The sequence below is a fragment of the Lysinibacillus fusiformis genome (genome assembly GCF_016925635.1).
Lineage (GTDB): Bacteria > Bacillota > Bacilli > Bacillales_A > Planococcaceae > Lysinibacillus > Lysinibacillus fusiformis_F.
The window spans coordinates 4,754,185-4,769,437 of the sequence record NZ_CP070490.1 but is presented as its reverse complement, the minus strand read 5'-3'; the positions used below and the strand labels follow the sequence as shown (position 1 = coordinate 4,769,437).

Sequence of the window (15,253 nt, the reverse complement as noted above, 5' to 3'; positions counted from 1 at the left end):
AAAGCAAGTATCTAAAGCTATAAAAAACAAAACAAATTCTAGGAGGAAATTAACTATGGCTACAATGTACTATGAACAAAATATCAACGAGGACGTATTAAAAGGAAAGAAAATCGCAATTATCGGTTACGGATCACAAGGTCATGCACACGCTTTAAACCTTAAAGAATCAGGCTTTGACGTAGTAGTAGGAGTTCGCCCAGGTGGATCTTTCGATGCGGCAAAGGCAGATGGTATTGACGTAAAAACAGTTGCGGAAGCAGCTCAAGAAGCAGATGTAATCCAAATTTTACTACCAGATGAGCGTCAAAAAGCAGTTTATGAAGCAGAAATTGCACCACATTTACAAGCTGGTAAAGCATTGATGTTTGCACACGGCTTCAATATCCATTTCGGTCAAATTACACCACCAGCAGATGTTGACGTATTTTTAGTAGCACCAAAAGGACCAGGACATCTAGTTCGTCGTCAATTCCAAGAAGGTGCTGGTGTACCAGGACTATTCGCTATTCACCAAGATGCTACAGGTCAAGCAAAAGATTTAGCACTTGCTTATGGTAAAGGAATCGGTGCTGCTCGTGGTGGACTTCTTGAAACAACATTTAAAGAAGAAACAGAAACAGATCTATTCGGTGAACAAGCGGTACTTTGTGGTGGTGCAACACAACTTGTAAGAGCAGGATTTGAAACATTAGTAGAAGCTGGTTATCAACCAGAATTAGCCTACTTTGAAACACTACATGAGCTTAAATTAATTGTTGACCTAATGTTTGAGGGCGGTATGGCAACAATGCGTTACTCAGTTTCAGATACAGCGGAGTGGGGAGATTATGTGGCAGGACCACGCATCATCGATGAGTCTGTAAAAGCTCGTATGAAAGACGTATTAACAGATATCCAAGATGGTACATTTGCTCGTCGTTGGATTCAAGAAAATGAAAATGGTCGTCCAGAATATACAAAATTCAAAGAAGCTGGTGCGAACCATCAAATCGAAGAAGTGGGCGCAAAACTACGTGCTATGATGCCATTCATCAACGAAGGTAAAGAAAAAGTTGTGAGAGAAGTGGCGACAAGTGCGAAAAATTGATATTTTCGATACTACGCTTCGCGATGGTGAACAATCTGCTGGGATCAACTTAAACACGGCCGAGAAGATTGAAATTGCCAAACAGTTAGAGCGCCTTGGTGTGACAATTATAGAAGCAGGATTTCCTGCTTCGTCACCCGGTGACTTTGATGCGGTCCATCGCATTGCAGGTACAGTAAAAAATTCCATTGTGACGGGGCTAGCCCGCTGTATCCAAAAGGATATTGATGCTACATGGGAAGCGATTAAAGTAGCACAACAGCCACATATTCATATTTTTCTAGCCACTTCACCTATTCATATGGAATACAAGCTAAAAAAATCCCCTGATCAAGTAGTGGAGCAAGCGGTGGAGGCTGTTAAATATGCTAAAAAATTCTTCCCACTTGTGCAATGGTCTGCTGAGGATGCATTCCGTTCTGATCGAGAATTCTTAGTAAGAATTATGAATGAAGTGGTTGTTGCTGGTGCTACAACGATTAATGTTCCAGACACTGTAGGCTATGCCTCCCCACAAGAATATGGTGCATTATTTAAGTTCCTATTAGAGAATGTCAAAGGTGCTGACAAAGTGAAATTCTCCGCCCATTGTCATGATGATTTAGGGATGGCAACAGCTAACACGATTGCGGCGATAGAAAATGGCGCTACACAAGTAGAGGGGACGATAAATGGCATTGGAGAACGTGCAGGTAATGTGGCACTTGAGGAAATTGCTGTAGCACTTCATATTCGCAAGGACATTTATCAGGTGGAAACGAACATTCAGTTGCAAGAGATTAAACGTACATCTCAATTAGTCAGTAAATTGACAAATGTAGTGATTCAGCCAAATAAAGCGATTGTTGGGAAAAATGCATTTGCACACGAATCAGGCATTCATCAAGACGGTGTCTTAAAAAATCCGGAAACCTATGAAATTATTTCACCTGCTTTAATCGGTGAGGGAGAAATACCATTAGTTCTTGGGAAACATTCTGGTCGTGCAGCCTTCCGTGATCGTGCAGAAACAATGGGCTTCCATCTTTCTGATGAGAAGTTGAACAAAGCATTTGTGGAATTTAAAAAATTGGCTGATCGTAAAAAAGAGATTACAGAGGAAGATTTACTAACCCTTTTGACGGAACAACAAGTTCAAGTAGAGGATGTATCACTCTTTGATTTGAAAATGGTGCAAGTACAATATGGTACTGAAAATATTCCTACAGCCACAGCCATTGTGCTTACACCAGAGGGGCTAGAAAAAACAGTTGTGGCTACTGGCTCTGGTTCAGTAGAAGCTATATTTAATACACTCGAGCAACTTGTACCCGGAGCTGTGCATGTCATTGATTATCGTGTGACATCGGTTGGCAAAGGACGAGATGCACTGGGTGAAGCAGTTATTAATATTCGCTATGATGATGTATCGACTACAGGCCGCAACTCCTCTCAAGATGTTTTAGAAGCATCGGCAAAAGCGTATTTAAATGCCATTAACCGTCATTTAATACAAACAAGCCTTCGCGCACATCCTGTATAAGTTTCAGAGGGAGTGAATTGTATGACGTACCATTCACAAGTCGGATGCAATGATGTCATGGCGTATTGTATCAATTAACAAAAAATTACGCTTAGACGTAATGACTACGCTCACCTCGATAAAAGGTAGGTGAGCGTCTTTACTAAATTAGCGAATACGCTATACAAAGAAGGGTGTTTTGACAATGGAGAGAAAAATTACAGTACTTCCTGGTGATGGAATTGGGCCAGAGGTTGTTGCTTCTGCTGTACGTGTATTACAAGTGATTGGTAAACGATTTAATCATACATTTCATTTAGGGTATGCAACAATTGGAGGTGCTGCAATCGACCAGCACAATAATCCATTACCAGATGAAACAATCGAGATGTGTGAAAATAGTGATGCGATTTTATTAGGGGCTGTAGGTGGTCCAAAGTGGGATCAGAATCCGCCTGAATTACGCCCGGAGAAAGGGTTATTGCGAATCCGTAAACACTTCGATTTATTTGCAAATCTACGTCCAGTAAAGGCGTTCCCGAGTTTACTAGATGCTTCACCATTAAAGCGTGAAGTAGCTGAGAACGTTGATTTAATGATTGTACGTGAACTAACAGGCGGCGTATACTTCGGGGAACCACGTATGCGTACTGAAAATGGCGCAATTGATACAACGGTTTACTCTAAAGCAGAGGTGGAGCGTATTGTTGAAAATGCCTTTGAACTAGCACGTTTACGTGGCGGCAAATTATGCTCTGTTGATAAAGCAAATGTGCTTGAAACAAGTCGTTTATGGCGTGAAGTCGTAGAAGCAAAGAAAAAAGAGTATCCAGATGTAATCGTAGAACATAACCTAGTAGACTCTGTCGCAATGAAACTTATTACAAATCCAGGACACTATGATGTAGTCGTTACTGAAAATATGTTTGGTGATATTTTAAGTGATGAAGCATCTGTTATTACTGGCTCTTTAGGTGTATTACCATCTGCATCCATTCGTGGTGATAATTTTGGCTTATATGAACCGGTACATGGCTCAGCACCAGAAATCGCAGGGCAAGGCGTAGCAAACCCTGCAGCAACCATTTTATCTGTGGCGATGATGCTGCAATATTCATTTGGCTTAAAAGAAGAAGCAGCAGAAATAGAGCGGGCTGTTAGTGCAGTATTTGATGATGGCTATTTTACAGCAGATCTTGCTCGTGACGGCAGTCGCGTTTTATCGACTAATGAATGGACAGATAAAGTGATTAATGAAATTGATACTAGCTTTGTATCGCAAAGTATAATGACAACATATATTTAAAGAAATAGGTGAAGACAATGGGTAAAAATATAATTGAAAAGATTTGGGATAAACATGTTGTTTATCAGGAAGAGGGCAAACCGGACCTGTTATATATTGATCTTCATTTAATTCATGAAGTAACATCTCCGCAAGCTTTTGAAGGGCTACGCATGAACGGACGTAAGGTGCGCCGTCCTGATTTAAGCTTTGCGACAATGGATCATAACGTACCAACAAAAAATTTACCGACTATTCATGATCCCATTGCACGCAATCAAATCGAAACATTAGCTAAAAATGCTGAGGAATTTGGCGTTGAGTTAGCAGGAATGGGTCACCCTGACCAAGGGATTGTACACGTTATTGGGCCAGAGCTCGGTTTAACACAGCCTGGTAAAACCATTGTTTGTGGCGACTCTCATACATCGACACACGGTGCCTTTGGTGCCATTGCATTTGGTATTGGTACATCAGAGGTGGAGCATGTATTATCGACGCAAACATTATGGCAAAATAAGCCAAAGACGATGGAAATTCGTGTCGAAGGGGAGCTATCAGTTGGGGTAGCAGCAAAGGATATTATTTTAGCTATCATTGCGAAGTTCGGCATTGGTGTTGGTACAGGACATATTGTGGAGTTCACTGGAGAGGCTATCCACAAACTATCTATGGAAGAACGTATGACGATTTGTAATATGTCAATTGAGGCAGGTGCAAAAGCAGGGCTTATCTCACCTGATCAAACAACAGTTGATTATATTCGTGGTCGCAAATATGCACCACAGGGAGAAAAATTGGAAGAAGCAGCCGCTTACTGGTTAAGCCTTGCTTCGGACGAGGATGCCACGTACGATACAGTTCGTATTATAAAAGCGGAAGAAATTGAACCAATCATTACATGGGGAACAAACCCATCGATGGGTACAGGTGTTTCTGGGCATGTTCCAACACAAGCAGATTATGCAGATGAATCTGACAAGGCAGCACTTCAAAAAGCACTTGCCTATATGGGCTTAGAGGAAGGGCAGCCATTAACATCCATTGACATCCAGCATGTCTTCATTGGCTCCTGCACAAACTCACGCATTAGTGATTTGCGTGCAGCTGCTGATGTCATCAAAGGGCGTAAGGTGCATGAAAAGGTCACAGCCATCGTTGTACCAGGCTCACATACGACGAAAAAACAAGCAGAGGCAGAAGGTTTAGATAAAATCTTTATGGATGCAGGCTTTGAATGGCGAGAATCTGGTTGCTCGATGTGTCTTGCGATGAATGATGACGTCGTACCAGCTGGAGAACGCTGTGCCTCTACCTCCAACCGCAACTTTGAAGGACGTCAAGGAGCTGGATCGCGTACACATTTAGTTTCACCACCAATGGCAGCAGCCGCTGCCATTGCAGGTCACTTTGTAGATGTACGTGAATTTGTGAAGGAAACAGTGTAAGTCTTGCTTTACTCGGAAGGGATGATTGAAAAATGGAACCAATTAATATCGTCAATAGTGTCATCACACCACTTGATCGAAAAAATGTTGATACAGATCAAATAATTTCAAAAGAATTTTTAAAACGTATTGAGCGCACGGGCTTTGGACAGTATTTATTTTACCATTGGCGTTTCGATGCACAAGGCAATGAAGTAGCTGACTTCGTATTAAATAAACCTGAATTTAAAGAATCGAAAATTCTAGTGGCACAAGATAATTTCGGCTGTGGCTCCTCTCGTGAACACGCACCATGGGCCATTTTAGATTACGGTTTTAATGTTGTGATTGCACCTTCTTTTGCAGATATTTTCCATAATAACTGCTTTAAAAACGGTATCTTACCGATTAAGCTAACAGAAGCGGAATGTGATGACATTCTGGCGAAAGGCTTAGCAAAGCCATATAAAATGGAAGTAAATCTTGCAGAGCAAACCGTAACAGGAGAAGATGGTACAGTCTATCATTTTACAATTGATCCGTACTATAAAGAAACGTTACTTAACGGTTGGGATGAAATCGCCTTAACCTTTAAATATGACGACCACATTGCCGCATATGAGGCGAAGCGAGTAGCCTATTAATTGGAATGACTGAAGACAAACTGGATGTTGTCTTCAGTTTTTTTTATGTTTGGTGTGCATTTTCCATACGAAATTCCTTATAATGAAGGAAATACAAATACAGAGGTGGCACGATGTTAACTAAGCAAGTGCAGCCTTTTTGGGTCATTCATCTGTTCATGACTATAAAAAAGAATTGAACTTGATAGGCATTTAGGAGATTTCTTAGTTTATAAGAGATTTATAATGATAAGTTAGCTACTGAAATGATGGTGCTCATTTCAGTTGTTTTTTTGTTTTATCAAAAGAAGAAAGGTAGGGATTTCTGTGATTACAGTTATAGGCAGTTTAAATATGGATTTAGTTGTACAAATGAATGCTTTTCCAAAGCAGGGAGAAACCATTTTAGGCAACTCGTTTCAAACAGTTCCAGGTGGCAAAGGGGCAAATCAAGCAGTTGCCGCTGCTCGTCTTGGCAGTAAGGTGGCGATGGTTGGTTGTTTAGGGGACGATCATTTTGGTGAGACATTACATGCCGTTTTACAGCAAGAGCAGATTCAGACAGATGCCCTTGTAAAAAGTACCTCTGCTCCAACAGGAATAGCTAATATACTTATTTACAATAACGATAATCGAATTGTTGTCGTACCTGGAGCAAATTATGAGTTATCCTTTTCACATCTTGAGGCATCAAAGGATTTGATACAAAAGAGCCACTTGGTAATCATACAGCTTGAAATTCCTAAAGAGACGACAGCTTATGCAATCCATTTATGTAAAGAAGCGGGTGTTCCTGTGCTGTTAAACCCAGCTCCAGCAGCCAATTTTGATGTGCAGTGGATGGAGGATATTACCTATTTAACACCTAACGAGACAGAATGTGCAGAAATATTTAACGAGCCAGTGGATCGAATTTTAGAAAAATATCCGAATAAATTAATCGTGACACTAGGAAGTGATGGTGCACGTTATTTCGATGGCTCCTATCCAATCCATGTACCAGGCTATATGACAACAGCTGTGGATACAACTGGTGCAGGTGATACCTTTAATGGGGCGTTGGCCTATGCTTTAGTAGAAGGACAATCGTTGGATGAGGCTGTATATTTTGCTAATATCGCTGCCTCCTTGTCTGTAGAAAAGCTTGGTGCCCAAGGTGGCATGCCAACTCTTGAAGCCGTTTATGCTCGTATGGCTGGTTTGGAGTAATAGAAGATAACTAGGACAAAGGTCAGCTAATATGCAACCTTGAATAGAAATAGCCAAGCTTCATACTTCTAAATTCATAGCTTGGACTACTCCCTTTAGTATGAGTAGCCAAACATATATGCAGCAAACATTCAATAGGCGTAAGAATGAATTCCTATTTATCATATAAACACGTAAGTATATTGTCCTCTTTTCATCAATCCTTGTATTAGAAAAGCCATGGTTTCATTTATAATGGTCTTATAGATACATACGAAAAGAGGTTTTGAGGATGACGAACATTGACAATACGCCAATCGAAAATACAACCTCAGCGAATAATATTTTGCCACAACTTGTTGATCAACTACGACACTTGTATGGCATCATTGTCCAAAATACATATGTGAAAGATACAGCAAAACATTTAAATCGAATTATTCAAGATGCCAATAACCAGACGATGATTTTAATTGTCGGAAAAGAGCGAGTGGGCAAAACGACACTTGTGAATGGACTTCTTGGACGCGAAATATTATCAGTAGATGATCAGCATCCAACAGGTGTAAATACATTTATTCGATATGGAGAACAAGAAGAGATTAAAGCTTATTTTTTAGATGGTGTTGTGGCTATATTTGATCTCAGTAAATTAGAGCTACTAACAACTGGCGACACATTTGCTTCCCAAATTTTACGTGAGCATTTAGATTATCTGGAAGTCTATTTGAAAAATGATTTATTAAAATCGGTGACAATAATTGACTCTGTTTCTTTAGAAGCAGGTGGCGGAGAAATGGCTTATTTTTCAGAGGCGCTTATGAACCGTGTGGATGAAATTTTCTGGGTGTTACGCGCTGGCTCGATGGCTATTGATGCTGAACTTTTATTGATTGAGATGTTAAAAAATAAAGGCGTTGAACCTTTATGTGTCATCAATGGCATTGATGACAATGAACATGCCGAAGCATTTATGACCTCTGAACAACAGCGTATTGGCCACCTAATGAGTGATTTTATAGCGATTTCAGCAACCAATGCTCTCGTAGCCAAACAAACAGACAATCATGAGCTTTGGCAAAAAAGCCAGTACGATCAGTTAATTGCTCACATTCATCGTGTGGCTGAAAATAGTGATAAAAAAACATATGCCATCTTAATCCGCTTCTTACAATGGCTCGAACGATTCCGCTTCGAATTAACGGTAATTCCACAACGAGATCCATTTCAATCTGCTGTTGAGAATATTGAAAAATACGCAGGCGATACCCAATATGAATATTCTCGCTATCAACGTGACTTAGCGATTGTTAAAGAATATGAGCAAGAATATGAACAGGTAGCGGATACGTTTAAACACGTTCAAACACTGTATCAGCTATTACAAACGATCGCACAACATGATTATTTACAAGATACGAAGGTGGAAGAGTTTACTGAAGTTGCTGTGCACTATCAACAGATGTTACGCGAATATCGCAACATGCACAGTGAGTATATACGTGAATATGAGCGCTTAGATGCACAGCATAAAAAAATTCATGGCAAAGGTCTGATGAAAGCGATCTTTGGCCAACATACGCAAAATGAATTTTTCAAAGAGCGTGTTCAAAAATTAAATGAGCAGCAAGAGGTTTGCATCGCCCAATATGCCAAAGTACAACAAGCAGAGGCTTCGATGCTACAAGCGATTCGAGACACGCAACCTTATTTAATTGATTTAGTAAAAGAACGCATGAGTCGTATTGAACATAAAGTACTGAAGTTAAATCAACAGCGTGCAAAAGATAAACGCCAATTAAAGCGCTATGCTGAAAAACTAAATGAATTTTCATGCTTAATTGAAGCACAGGGCTATATCAAAGAGCATCTTCAACCATTTTTAATAAATGAGCAAATACCGTTGAAAACGAAGGATATTGATATGCTTGAGGAAACTGTGCAGGCTATTTTAGCGATTGATTTATCAAACAATGGCTTACTTGCACGAAGTCAAATGAATAATAAAATGGAAAGTATTGCAATACCTTTTGAGGTTCAAGAAAAATATCCTCTGCAACTGCTTGCCTTAAAAGAAGAAGATGTAAAATCAAAGGATATACCCGAAATACCAAAGAAATTAGTTGTACAATATGAAGATTAGGTTTTCACAAAACGTTCTAAAAGTAGCATGCTTTTAGAGCGTTTTCTTTATGATATGAAACATATCATTCCATTTTTACGTATAACTAGTAAGGAGGGATACACTTGATTGAAATAAATGGACGCTTCACGAACGCTAAAATTTTTGCTCAAACAGCATTACAAACAGCTGTTGATCAGATTCAGGAATTGACAGACCAGGCTTTCATGGCGGGCACTACAGTACGGATTATGCCAGATTATCATGCGGGTAAAGGATGTGTCATTGGCACGACCATCCAATTACAAGACCGTGTTGTACCAAATCTTGTCGGCATTGATGTGGGCTGTGGTGTATTTGTAGCACAACTAGATGTAACGACAGTTGATTTTGCTCAGCTCGATGCCATCATTCGCACATATGTACCAAGTGGGCAGGACATTCATAAAGAAGTATCGCCGAAACGACATTTTCTAGAATTTGAAGGTAAACAATTTCGAGCAAGCGGCTTGAAAGACGACTATACTAACTTGTCATTAGGTACACTTGGGGGAGGCAATCATTTTATTGAACTGGCCAAAGATGAGGAAAATCAACACTATTTACTAATCCATACAGGTTCACGCTATGTAGGGGCAAAGGTTGCTAACTGGCACCAAAAAAGAGCTTATGAAAATTTACGTCGGGAAGATTTGACTGAAAAAATAGAAGAACTGAAACAGCAAGGACGACAACAAGAGATTCAATCCATGATACAAGCCTATAAAGAACAAAAACCGTTTGTTCCAAAAGATTTGGCTTATTTAGAGGGTGAAGCTTTCCATGACTATATTCATGATATGAAGATTGCACAGCAATTTGCACGTATGAATCGCTGGACCATTGCTGAAAAGATCGCTAAACAGATGAATTGGCATTTTACAGATACGTTTGATACGATTCATAACTATATTGATACAGAAACGATGACACTTCGCAAAGGGGCTGTTCGTGCAAATAAAGATGAAAAGCTTGTTATTCCAATGAATATGCGTGATGGATCACTTCTTTGTATAGGGAAAGGCAACGCGGAATGGAATTATTCAGCACCTCATGGAGCGGGGCGCATGTTTTCACGACGAGCAGCGAAAAAAGCGTTGAACATGGACGATTTCAAAGATACGATGCAGGGAATCTGGACAACATCCGTCAATGAAGAAACTTTGGATGAGGCGCCAATGGCCTATAAACCGATGACAGAGATTACTTCTGCGATTGGCGAAACTGTAGATATTATAAAAGTCATTAAACCTGTCTATAACTTTAAAGCGAGTGAAGCAGTAAAGCCTTATGAGCGAAAGGGTTAAAGTAGAGAAGGAATCATCACTATAATCATTATTCTATAGATGATATAATATAGCTTCACAATGATGAAATGGGTGGTTTTTTTGGTATCTTCAAAAGATGTGGCGAAGCATGCTGGTGTCTCACAAACAACTGTATCTAGAGTATTGAATACACCAGAGCTTGTAAAGCCAAAAACAATTGAAAAAGTAATGCAGGCAATAGAGGAGCTAAACTATGTGCCAAATGATATAGCAAGATCGCTTGTTCAGAAAAAAACAGGCATTATTACATTGATTTCGGGGCCATTACACAACCCTTTTTTTGTTGATACAACTACAGCCATCGTGAATTATGTTAATGCACGTGGCTATAAAGTGAATGTCTATTTTGGCACAGAGGATAATCTTAATTCAATCTACAATGCAGTTTTAGAAACGAAAGCAGATGCGATCATTTTGTCTTCTATGCTGTATCAAGATGATTTATTTTATAAACTAGAAAAACTAGCTATTCCATTTATTATGTTTAATCGTAAGCATAAAGAGAATAGACATTTTGTGGAAATTGATAATGTTCAAGCAGGTTACCTTGCGACCAATCATGTCCTATCATTAGGGCATGACTCTTTATGTTGGATAGGGGGGCCACATCAAATGAGCACCTTCCATGGACGCTATCTGGGATTTGAACAAGCTTTACAGGATTATGGGCTGGATGCAAAATTAGTGCCTACTTTTTTAACGAACACCAATAAAATAGATATTGAACGAGCGTTTACAGAACTTTTACAACTCGAAAAAAGACCGACAGCTATTTGTGCTGCTACCGATGCCATTGCCATTGAAATATTGAATCTTTGTTTAGAGAGAGGTTTTCAGGTCCCGAGAGATTTTAATATCATTGGTATTGATAATGTAGAACTTAGTAAACATCATTCTATTGCCTTAACAACAGTAGGTTTAACATCAGAAGAGAACTTAGGTTTTATTGCTATCGAAAAATTATTTGAGGTAATGGAGAAAAAAAATACTTGCATTAGACAAACAGAGTCTGTTAAGATTTTCCCAAGAAATACAACGTGTAAAATAAACTGATAGACAATCAGTTTATTTTTTACACCAAAATGGTTACGTATTCATTTCTTTATTTTCTGAAATGAATACGTAACCATAAAAAGAAAGGAGTGAATTACGATTGAAAAAGGGCTTATGGATCAATGGAGAATGGAAGATGACTGCTGAATGGATGGAGATCCAAGCTCCCTATTCGCAAGAGGTATTGGCACACTTTGCGATGGCCACTGAAAAAGATGTACAGGTGGCCATTGAAAGTGCGCATGCTGCAGCTCCTCAAATGGCTGCATTAACTGCTTTTCAACGAGCAGAGATATTAGAGCAGTTATCCACCCTTTTTGCAGAAAATAGGGATGAAGCAGCAAGTATCATTGCAATGGAATCAGCCAAACCGTTAAAGTATGCTTACGCTGAAATTGATCGCACAGTTGAAACCTATAAATTTGCGGCAGAAGAAGCAAAGCGACTTACTGGTGAAATGGTTCCAATGGATGCATCAAAAAATGGAGAGGGGCGCTTTGCTTATACATTAAGAGAGCCAATCGGTGTTGTGGCAGCGATTACACCATTTAACTTTCCTCAAAATCTAGTAGCACACAAAGTTGGGCCAGCATTAGCTGCAGGCAATACGATTGTATTAAAACCTGCCACACAAACAGCATTATCCGCCCATTTTCTTGCAAAATTATTGGCGCAAACAAATTTACCAGCAGGTGCCTTTAATCTTGTAACTGGACAAGGTAAATTAGTAGGCGATGCATTTTTAGCACATCCAAATGTTAAGATGATTACGTTTACAGGAAGTCCAGCGGTAGGGATTTCTCTACGCAATCGTGCAAGCTTGAAGAAAGTAACCTTAGAATTAGGTTCCAATGCAGGCGTAATTATAGATGAAGGGGTACAGCTAGAGCGTATTATGGATCGCATTGTGATGGGGGCCTTTTCCAACCAAGGTCAAGTCTGCATTTCTTTACAACGTATCTATGTCATGGAAAGTATGGTTGAGGAGTTTTTAATACGGCTGAAGGAAAAAATAGAGCAGCTTACAATTGGTGATCCAATGGATAATCAAACAGATCTTGCTATGATGATTTCACAAACTGAACAACAGCGTGCTTATCAATGGATTGAAGAGGCAGTAGCTGAAGGGGCACAAGTAATTACAGGTGGTCACATTGACAATCATATTTTATTGCCCACTGTTTTATATAATGTTCAACCACAGAGTCGTGTATCCTGTGAAGAAATTTTTGCACCTGTTGTTATCGTCAATACGGTAGCCACCATTGATGAAGGGATAGCGGCTATCAATGATTCTCACTATGGCCTACAGGCAGGCATCTTCACTCCTTCTATTCAGACAGCTTTTCAAGCTACAAAAGCATTGCACGTTGGTGGGGTCATCATTAATGATGTACCTACTTATCGAGTAGATCACATGCCATATGGTGGTGTAAAGGAAAGCGGCACAGGTCGTGAAGGCATTAAATATGCGTTAGAAGAAATGACGGAAATGAAGCTAGTAATTTGGAATAACCAATAATCACGAATGGAGATGGGAAAATGAAAATGATTAAACAACATCCAAAATTGTATGTGATGGACAATGGTACGATGCGAATGGATAAAAATTATATGATTGCGATGCACAATCCCGCAACCATCGATCATCCAAACCAGCCAAATGAATTTGTTGAGTTCCCTGTTTATACAGTACTGATTGATCATCCAGAAGGCAAAATTCTATTTGATACAGCATGCAATCCAAACTCGATGGGTCCAGAAGGGCGATGGGGTGAATTTACGCAAAAAGCATTTCCTATTAATATGCCAGAAGAATGCTATTTACATCATCGTCTAGAAGAATTAAATGTTCGTCCAGAGGATATCAAATATGTTGTTGCTTCTCATTTGCATCTCGACCATGCAGGGTGCTTAGAACTCTTTACAAATGCGACAATTATTGTACAGGAAGATGAGTTTAATGGCACATTACAAACATATGCTAGAAACGTGAAAGACGGTGCCTATGTTTGGGGTGACATTGATATGTGGATTAAAAACAATCTACAATGGCGCTTAATCAAACGTGGCGAGGATCATGTAAAACTAGCTGAAGGGATACAGGTATTAAATTTTGGTAGTGGTCACGCTTGGGGAATGCTAGGTTTGCATATTCAAATGCCTGACACAGGTGGTATTATTTTAGCTTCAGATGCCATTTATACGGCAGAAAGCTTTGGCCCTCCTGTCAAGCCACCAGGCATTATCTACGATTCTGTAGGTTATAATACAACTGTGGAACGGATTCGAAGACTAGCACATGAAACAAATTCACAAGTATGGTTTGGACATGATCCTATTCAATTTAAATCATTTAGAAAATCGACGGAAGGCTATTATGAATAGATAGGAGTAGAGAAGCCATGCATAAATTAACCTTTACGCCTGCTAGCTATACTGGCTGGGGCTGTTTGAGTCAGCTTCTGCTAGAGGTAAAGAAGTTTAACGCGCACAATATTTTGATCGTGACAGATCCATTATTAAAAGAAATAGGTCTAACAGACAATGTTGAAAAGCCTTTGATTGAGAAAGGCTATACAACAACCATTTATACTGATATTGCACCAGAGCCTCCGCTTGCAATTGGTGAAAAACTGGTTGATTTTACGAGAAAGCATCCATTTGATTTGGTGATTGGTGTAGGTGGGGGCAGTGCACTAGATTTAGCAAAGCTTGCCGCGGTATTAGCAAAACATGATGGAAAAGTTGCAGATTATTTAAACCTAACAGGAACGAAAACATTAGATAATAAAGGGTTACCTAAAATCTTAATTCCTACCACTTCTGGGACAGGCTCAGAGGTAACAAATATTTCTGTGCTATCACTGGATACAACCAAGGATGTCGTGACACATGATTATTTATTAGCGGATGTAGCGATTGTAGATCCTGCCTTAACGATTTCCTTACCATCGAAGGTGACGGCTGCGACTGGGGTAGACGCGTTAACTCATGCGATAGAAGCCTACGTATCAGTAAATGCGAATGCAGTAACAGATGCACTTGCACTACAAGCTATCCGATTAATTAGCCAGTCAATACGAACAGCTGTCCATAATGGGCAAGACAAGCAAGCGCGCACAGATATGAGTTATGGCAGCTATTTAGCAGGATTAGCCTTTTTCAATGCCGGTGTAGCAGGTGTCCATGCTTTAGCCTATCCCCTGGGAGGTCAGTTCCATATAGCTCATGGTGATTCCAATGCAGTACTATTACCATATGTCATGGGGTATATTCGTCAAAGCTGTGAAAAACGAATGAAAGATATTTTAGATGCCATGGGAATATCATCTTCCTATTTATCGCAAGAAGAGGCTTCCTATAAATGTGTTGATGCCTTACAACAACTCGTTCAAGATGTGAAAATTCCCTCAACATTACAAGGATTCAATATCCCTGTATCAGCACTTGAACAGCTAACAGAGGATGCTACAAAACAAACGCGTATTTTAGCGCGAAGTCCGATGCCATTAGAGCGTGAAGATATCTATCAAATCTATCAAGCTTCCTTTGCTGGTGTGGTGCGAGAACCGTAATGAGGTTTTCAAAAGATTC

At 39.7% G+C, this 15,253-nt stretch carries 12 protein-coding genes; all 12 read left to right on the top strand.

The window, feature by feature from the left end:
• The first annotated feature begins 55 nt into the window (after positions 1 to 55).
• Complete coding sequence (gene ilvC, locus JTI58_RS23625; protein ID WP_016991908.1) at positions 56 to 1,090, top strand: ketol-acid reductoisomerase; 1,035 nt, start codon at positions 56 to 58, stop codon at positions 1,088 to 1,090.
• Positions 1,077 to 2,612 (top strand): 2-isopropylmalate synthase, encoded by a 1,536-nt coding sequence (locus JTI58_RS23620; protein WP_205444111.1) that lies wholly within the window; start codon positions 1,077 to 1,079, stop codon positions 2,610 to 2,612. The genes ilvC and JTI58_RS23620 overlap by 14 nt, the downstream gene beginning before the upstream one ends.
• Before the next feature lie 184 nt (positions 2,613 to 2,796).
• Positions 2,797 to 3,897: a 3-isopropylmalate dehydrogenase gene (leuB, locus tag JTI58_RS23615; RefSeq protein ID WP_205444110.1), complete on the top strand. Its 1,101-nt coding sequence runs from the start codon at positions 2,797 to 2,799 to the stop codon at positions 3,895 to 3,897.
• 17 nt (positions 3,898 to 3,914) lie between these two features.
• Positions 3,915 to 5,324, top strand: a complete 1,410-nt coding sequence (leuC, locus tag JTI58_RS23610; protein WP_205444108.1) for a 3-isopropylmalate dehydratase large subunit — start codon at positions 3,915 to 3,917, stop codon at positions 5,322 to 5,324.
• 32 nt (positions 5,325 to 5,356) lie between these two features.
• On the top strand, positions 5,357 to 5,947 hold the full coding sequence (leuD, locus tag JTI58_RS23605; protein WP_205444107.1) for a 3-isopropylmalate dehydratase small subunit: 591 nt from the start codon (positions 5,357 to 5,359) through the stop codon (positions 5,945 to 5,947).
• Positions 5,948 to 6,253: 306 nt separating this feature from the next.
• Positions 6,254 to 7,135 (top strand): ribokinase, encoded by an 882-nt coding sequence (rbsK, locus tag JTI58_RS23600; protein WP_205444105.1) that lies wholly within the window; start codon positions 6,254 to 6,256, stop codon positions 7,133 to 7,135.
• A gap of 271 nt (positions 7,136 to 7,406) precedes the next feature.
• Positions 7,407 to 9,257: a dynamin family protein gene (locus tag JTI58_RS23595; RefSeq protein ID WP_205444104.1), complete on the top strand. Its 1,851-nt coding sequence runs from the start codon at positions 7,407 to 7,409 to the stop codon at positions 9,255 to 9,257.
• 104 nt (positions 9,258 to 9,361) lie between these two features.
• Complete coding sequence (locus JTI58_RS23590; RefSeq protein WP_205444103.1) at positions 9,362 to 10,582, top strand: RtcB family protein; 1,221 nt, start codon at positions 9,362 to 9,364, stop codon at positions 10,580 to 10,582.
• Positions 10,583 to 10,654: 72 nt separating this feature from the next.
• Complete coding sequence (locus JTI58_RS23585; RefSeq protein ID WP_243456238.1) at positions 10,655 to 11,656, top strand: LacI family DNA-binding transcriptional regulator; 1,002 nt, start codon at positions 10,655 to 10,657, stop codon at positions 11,654 to 11,656.
• Positions 11,657 to 11,756: 100 nt separating this feature from the next.
• Complete coding sequence (locus tag JTI58_RS23580; RefSeq protein WP_205444101.1) at positions 11,757 to 13,178, top strand: aldehyde dehydrogenase family protein; 1,422 nt, start codon at positions 11,757 to 11,759, stop codon at positions 13,176 to 13,178.
• A gap of 20 nt (positions 13,179 to 13,198) precedes the next feature.
• Positions 13,199 to 14,044 (top strand): AhlS family quorum-quenching N-acyl homoserine lactonase, encoded by an 846-nt coding sequence (gene ahlS, locus JTI58_RS23575; RefSeq protein ID WP_004231440.1) that lies wholly within the window; start codon positions 13,199 to 13,201, stop codon positions 14,042 to 14,044.
• A 17-nt stretch (positions 14,045 to 14,061) separates the two neighbouring features.
• Entirely contained in the window at positions 14,062 to 15,234 is a 1,173-nt protein-coding gene (locus JTI58_RS23570; protein WP_205444100.1) for an iron-containing alcohol dehydrogenase, read from the top strand.
• Positions 15,235 to 15,253 lie beyond the last annotated feature (19 nt).

Coding starts and splice junctions, on each gene's coding strand:
- leuC (WP_205444108.1), top strand. CDS start 3,915: ATGGGTAAAAATATAATTGAAAAGATTTGGGATAAACATGTTGTTTAT.
- JTI58_RS23570 (WP_205444100.1), top strand. CDS start 14,062: ATGCATAAATTAACCTTTACGCCTGCTAGCTATACTGGCTGGGGCTGT.
- leuB (WP_205444110.1), top strand. CDS start 2,797: ATGGAGAGAAAAATTACAGTACTTCCTGGTGATGGAATTGGGCCAGAG.
- ilvC (WP_016991908.1), top strand. CDS start 56: ATGGCTACAATGTACTATGAACAAAATATCAACGAGGACGTATTAAAA.
- leuD (WP_205444107.1), top strand. CDS start 5,357: ATGGAACCAATTAATATCGTCAATAGTGTCATCACACCACTTGATCGA.
- JTI58_RS23595 (WP_205444104.1), top strand. CDS start 7,407: ATGACGAACATTGACAATACGCCAATCGAAAATACAACCTCAGCGAAT.
- ahlS (WP_004231440.1), top strand. CDS start 13,199: ATGAAAATGATTAAACAACATCCAAAATTGTATGTGATGGACAATGGT.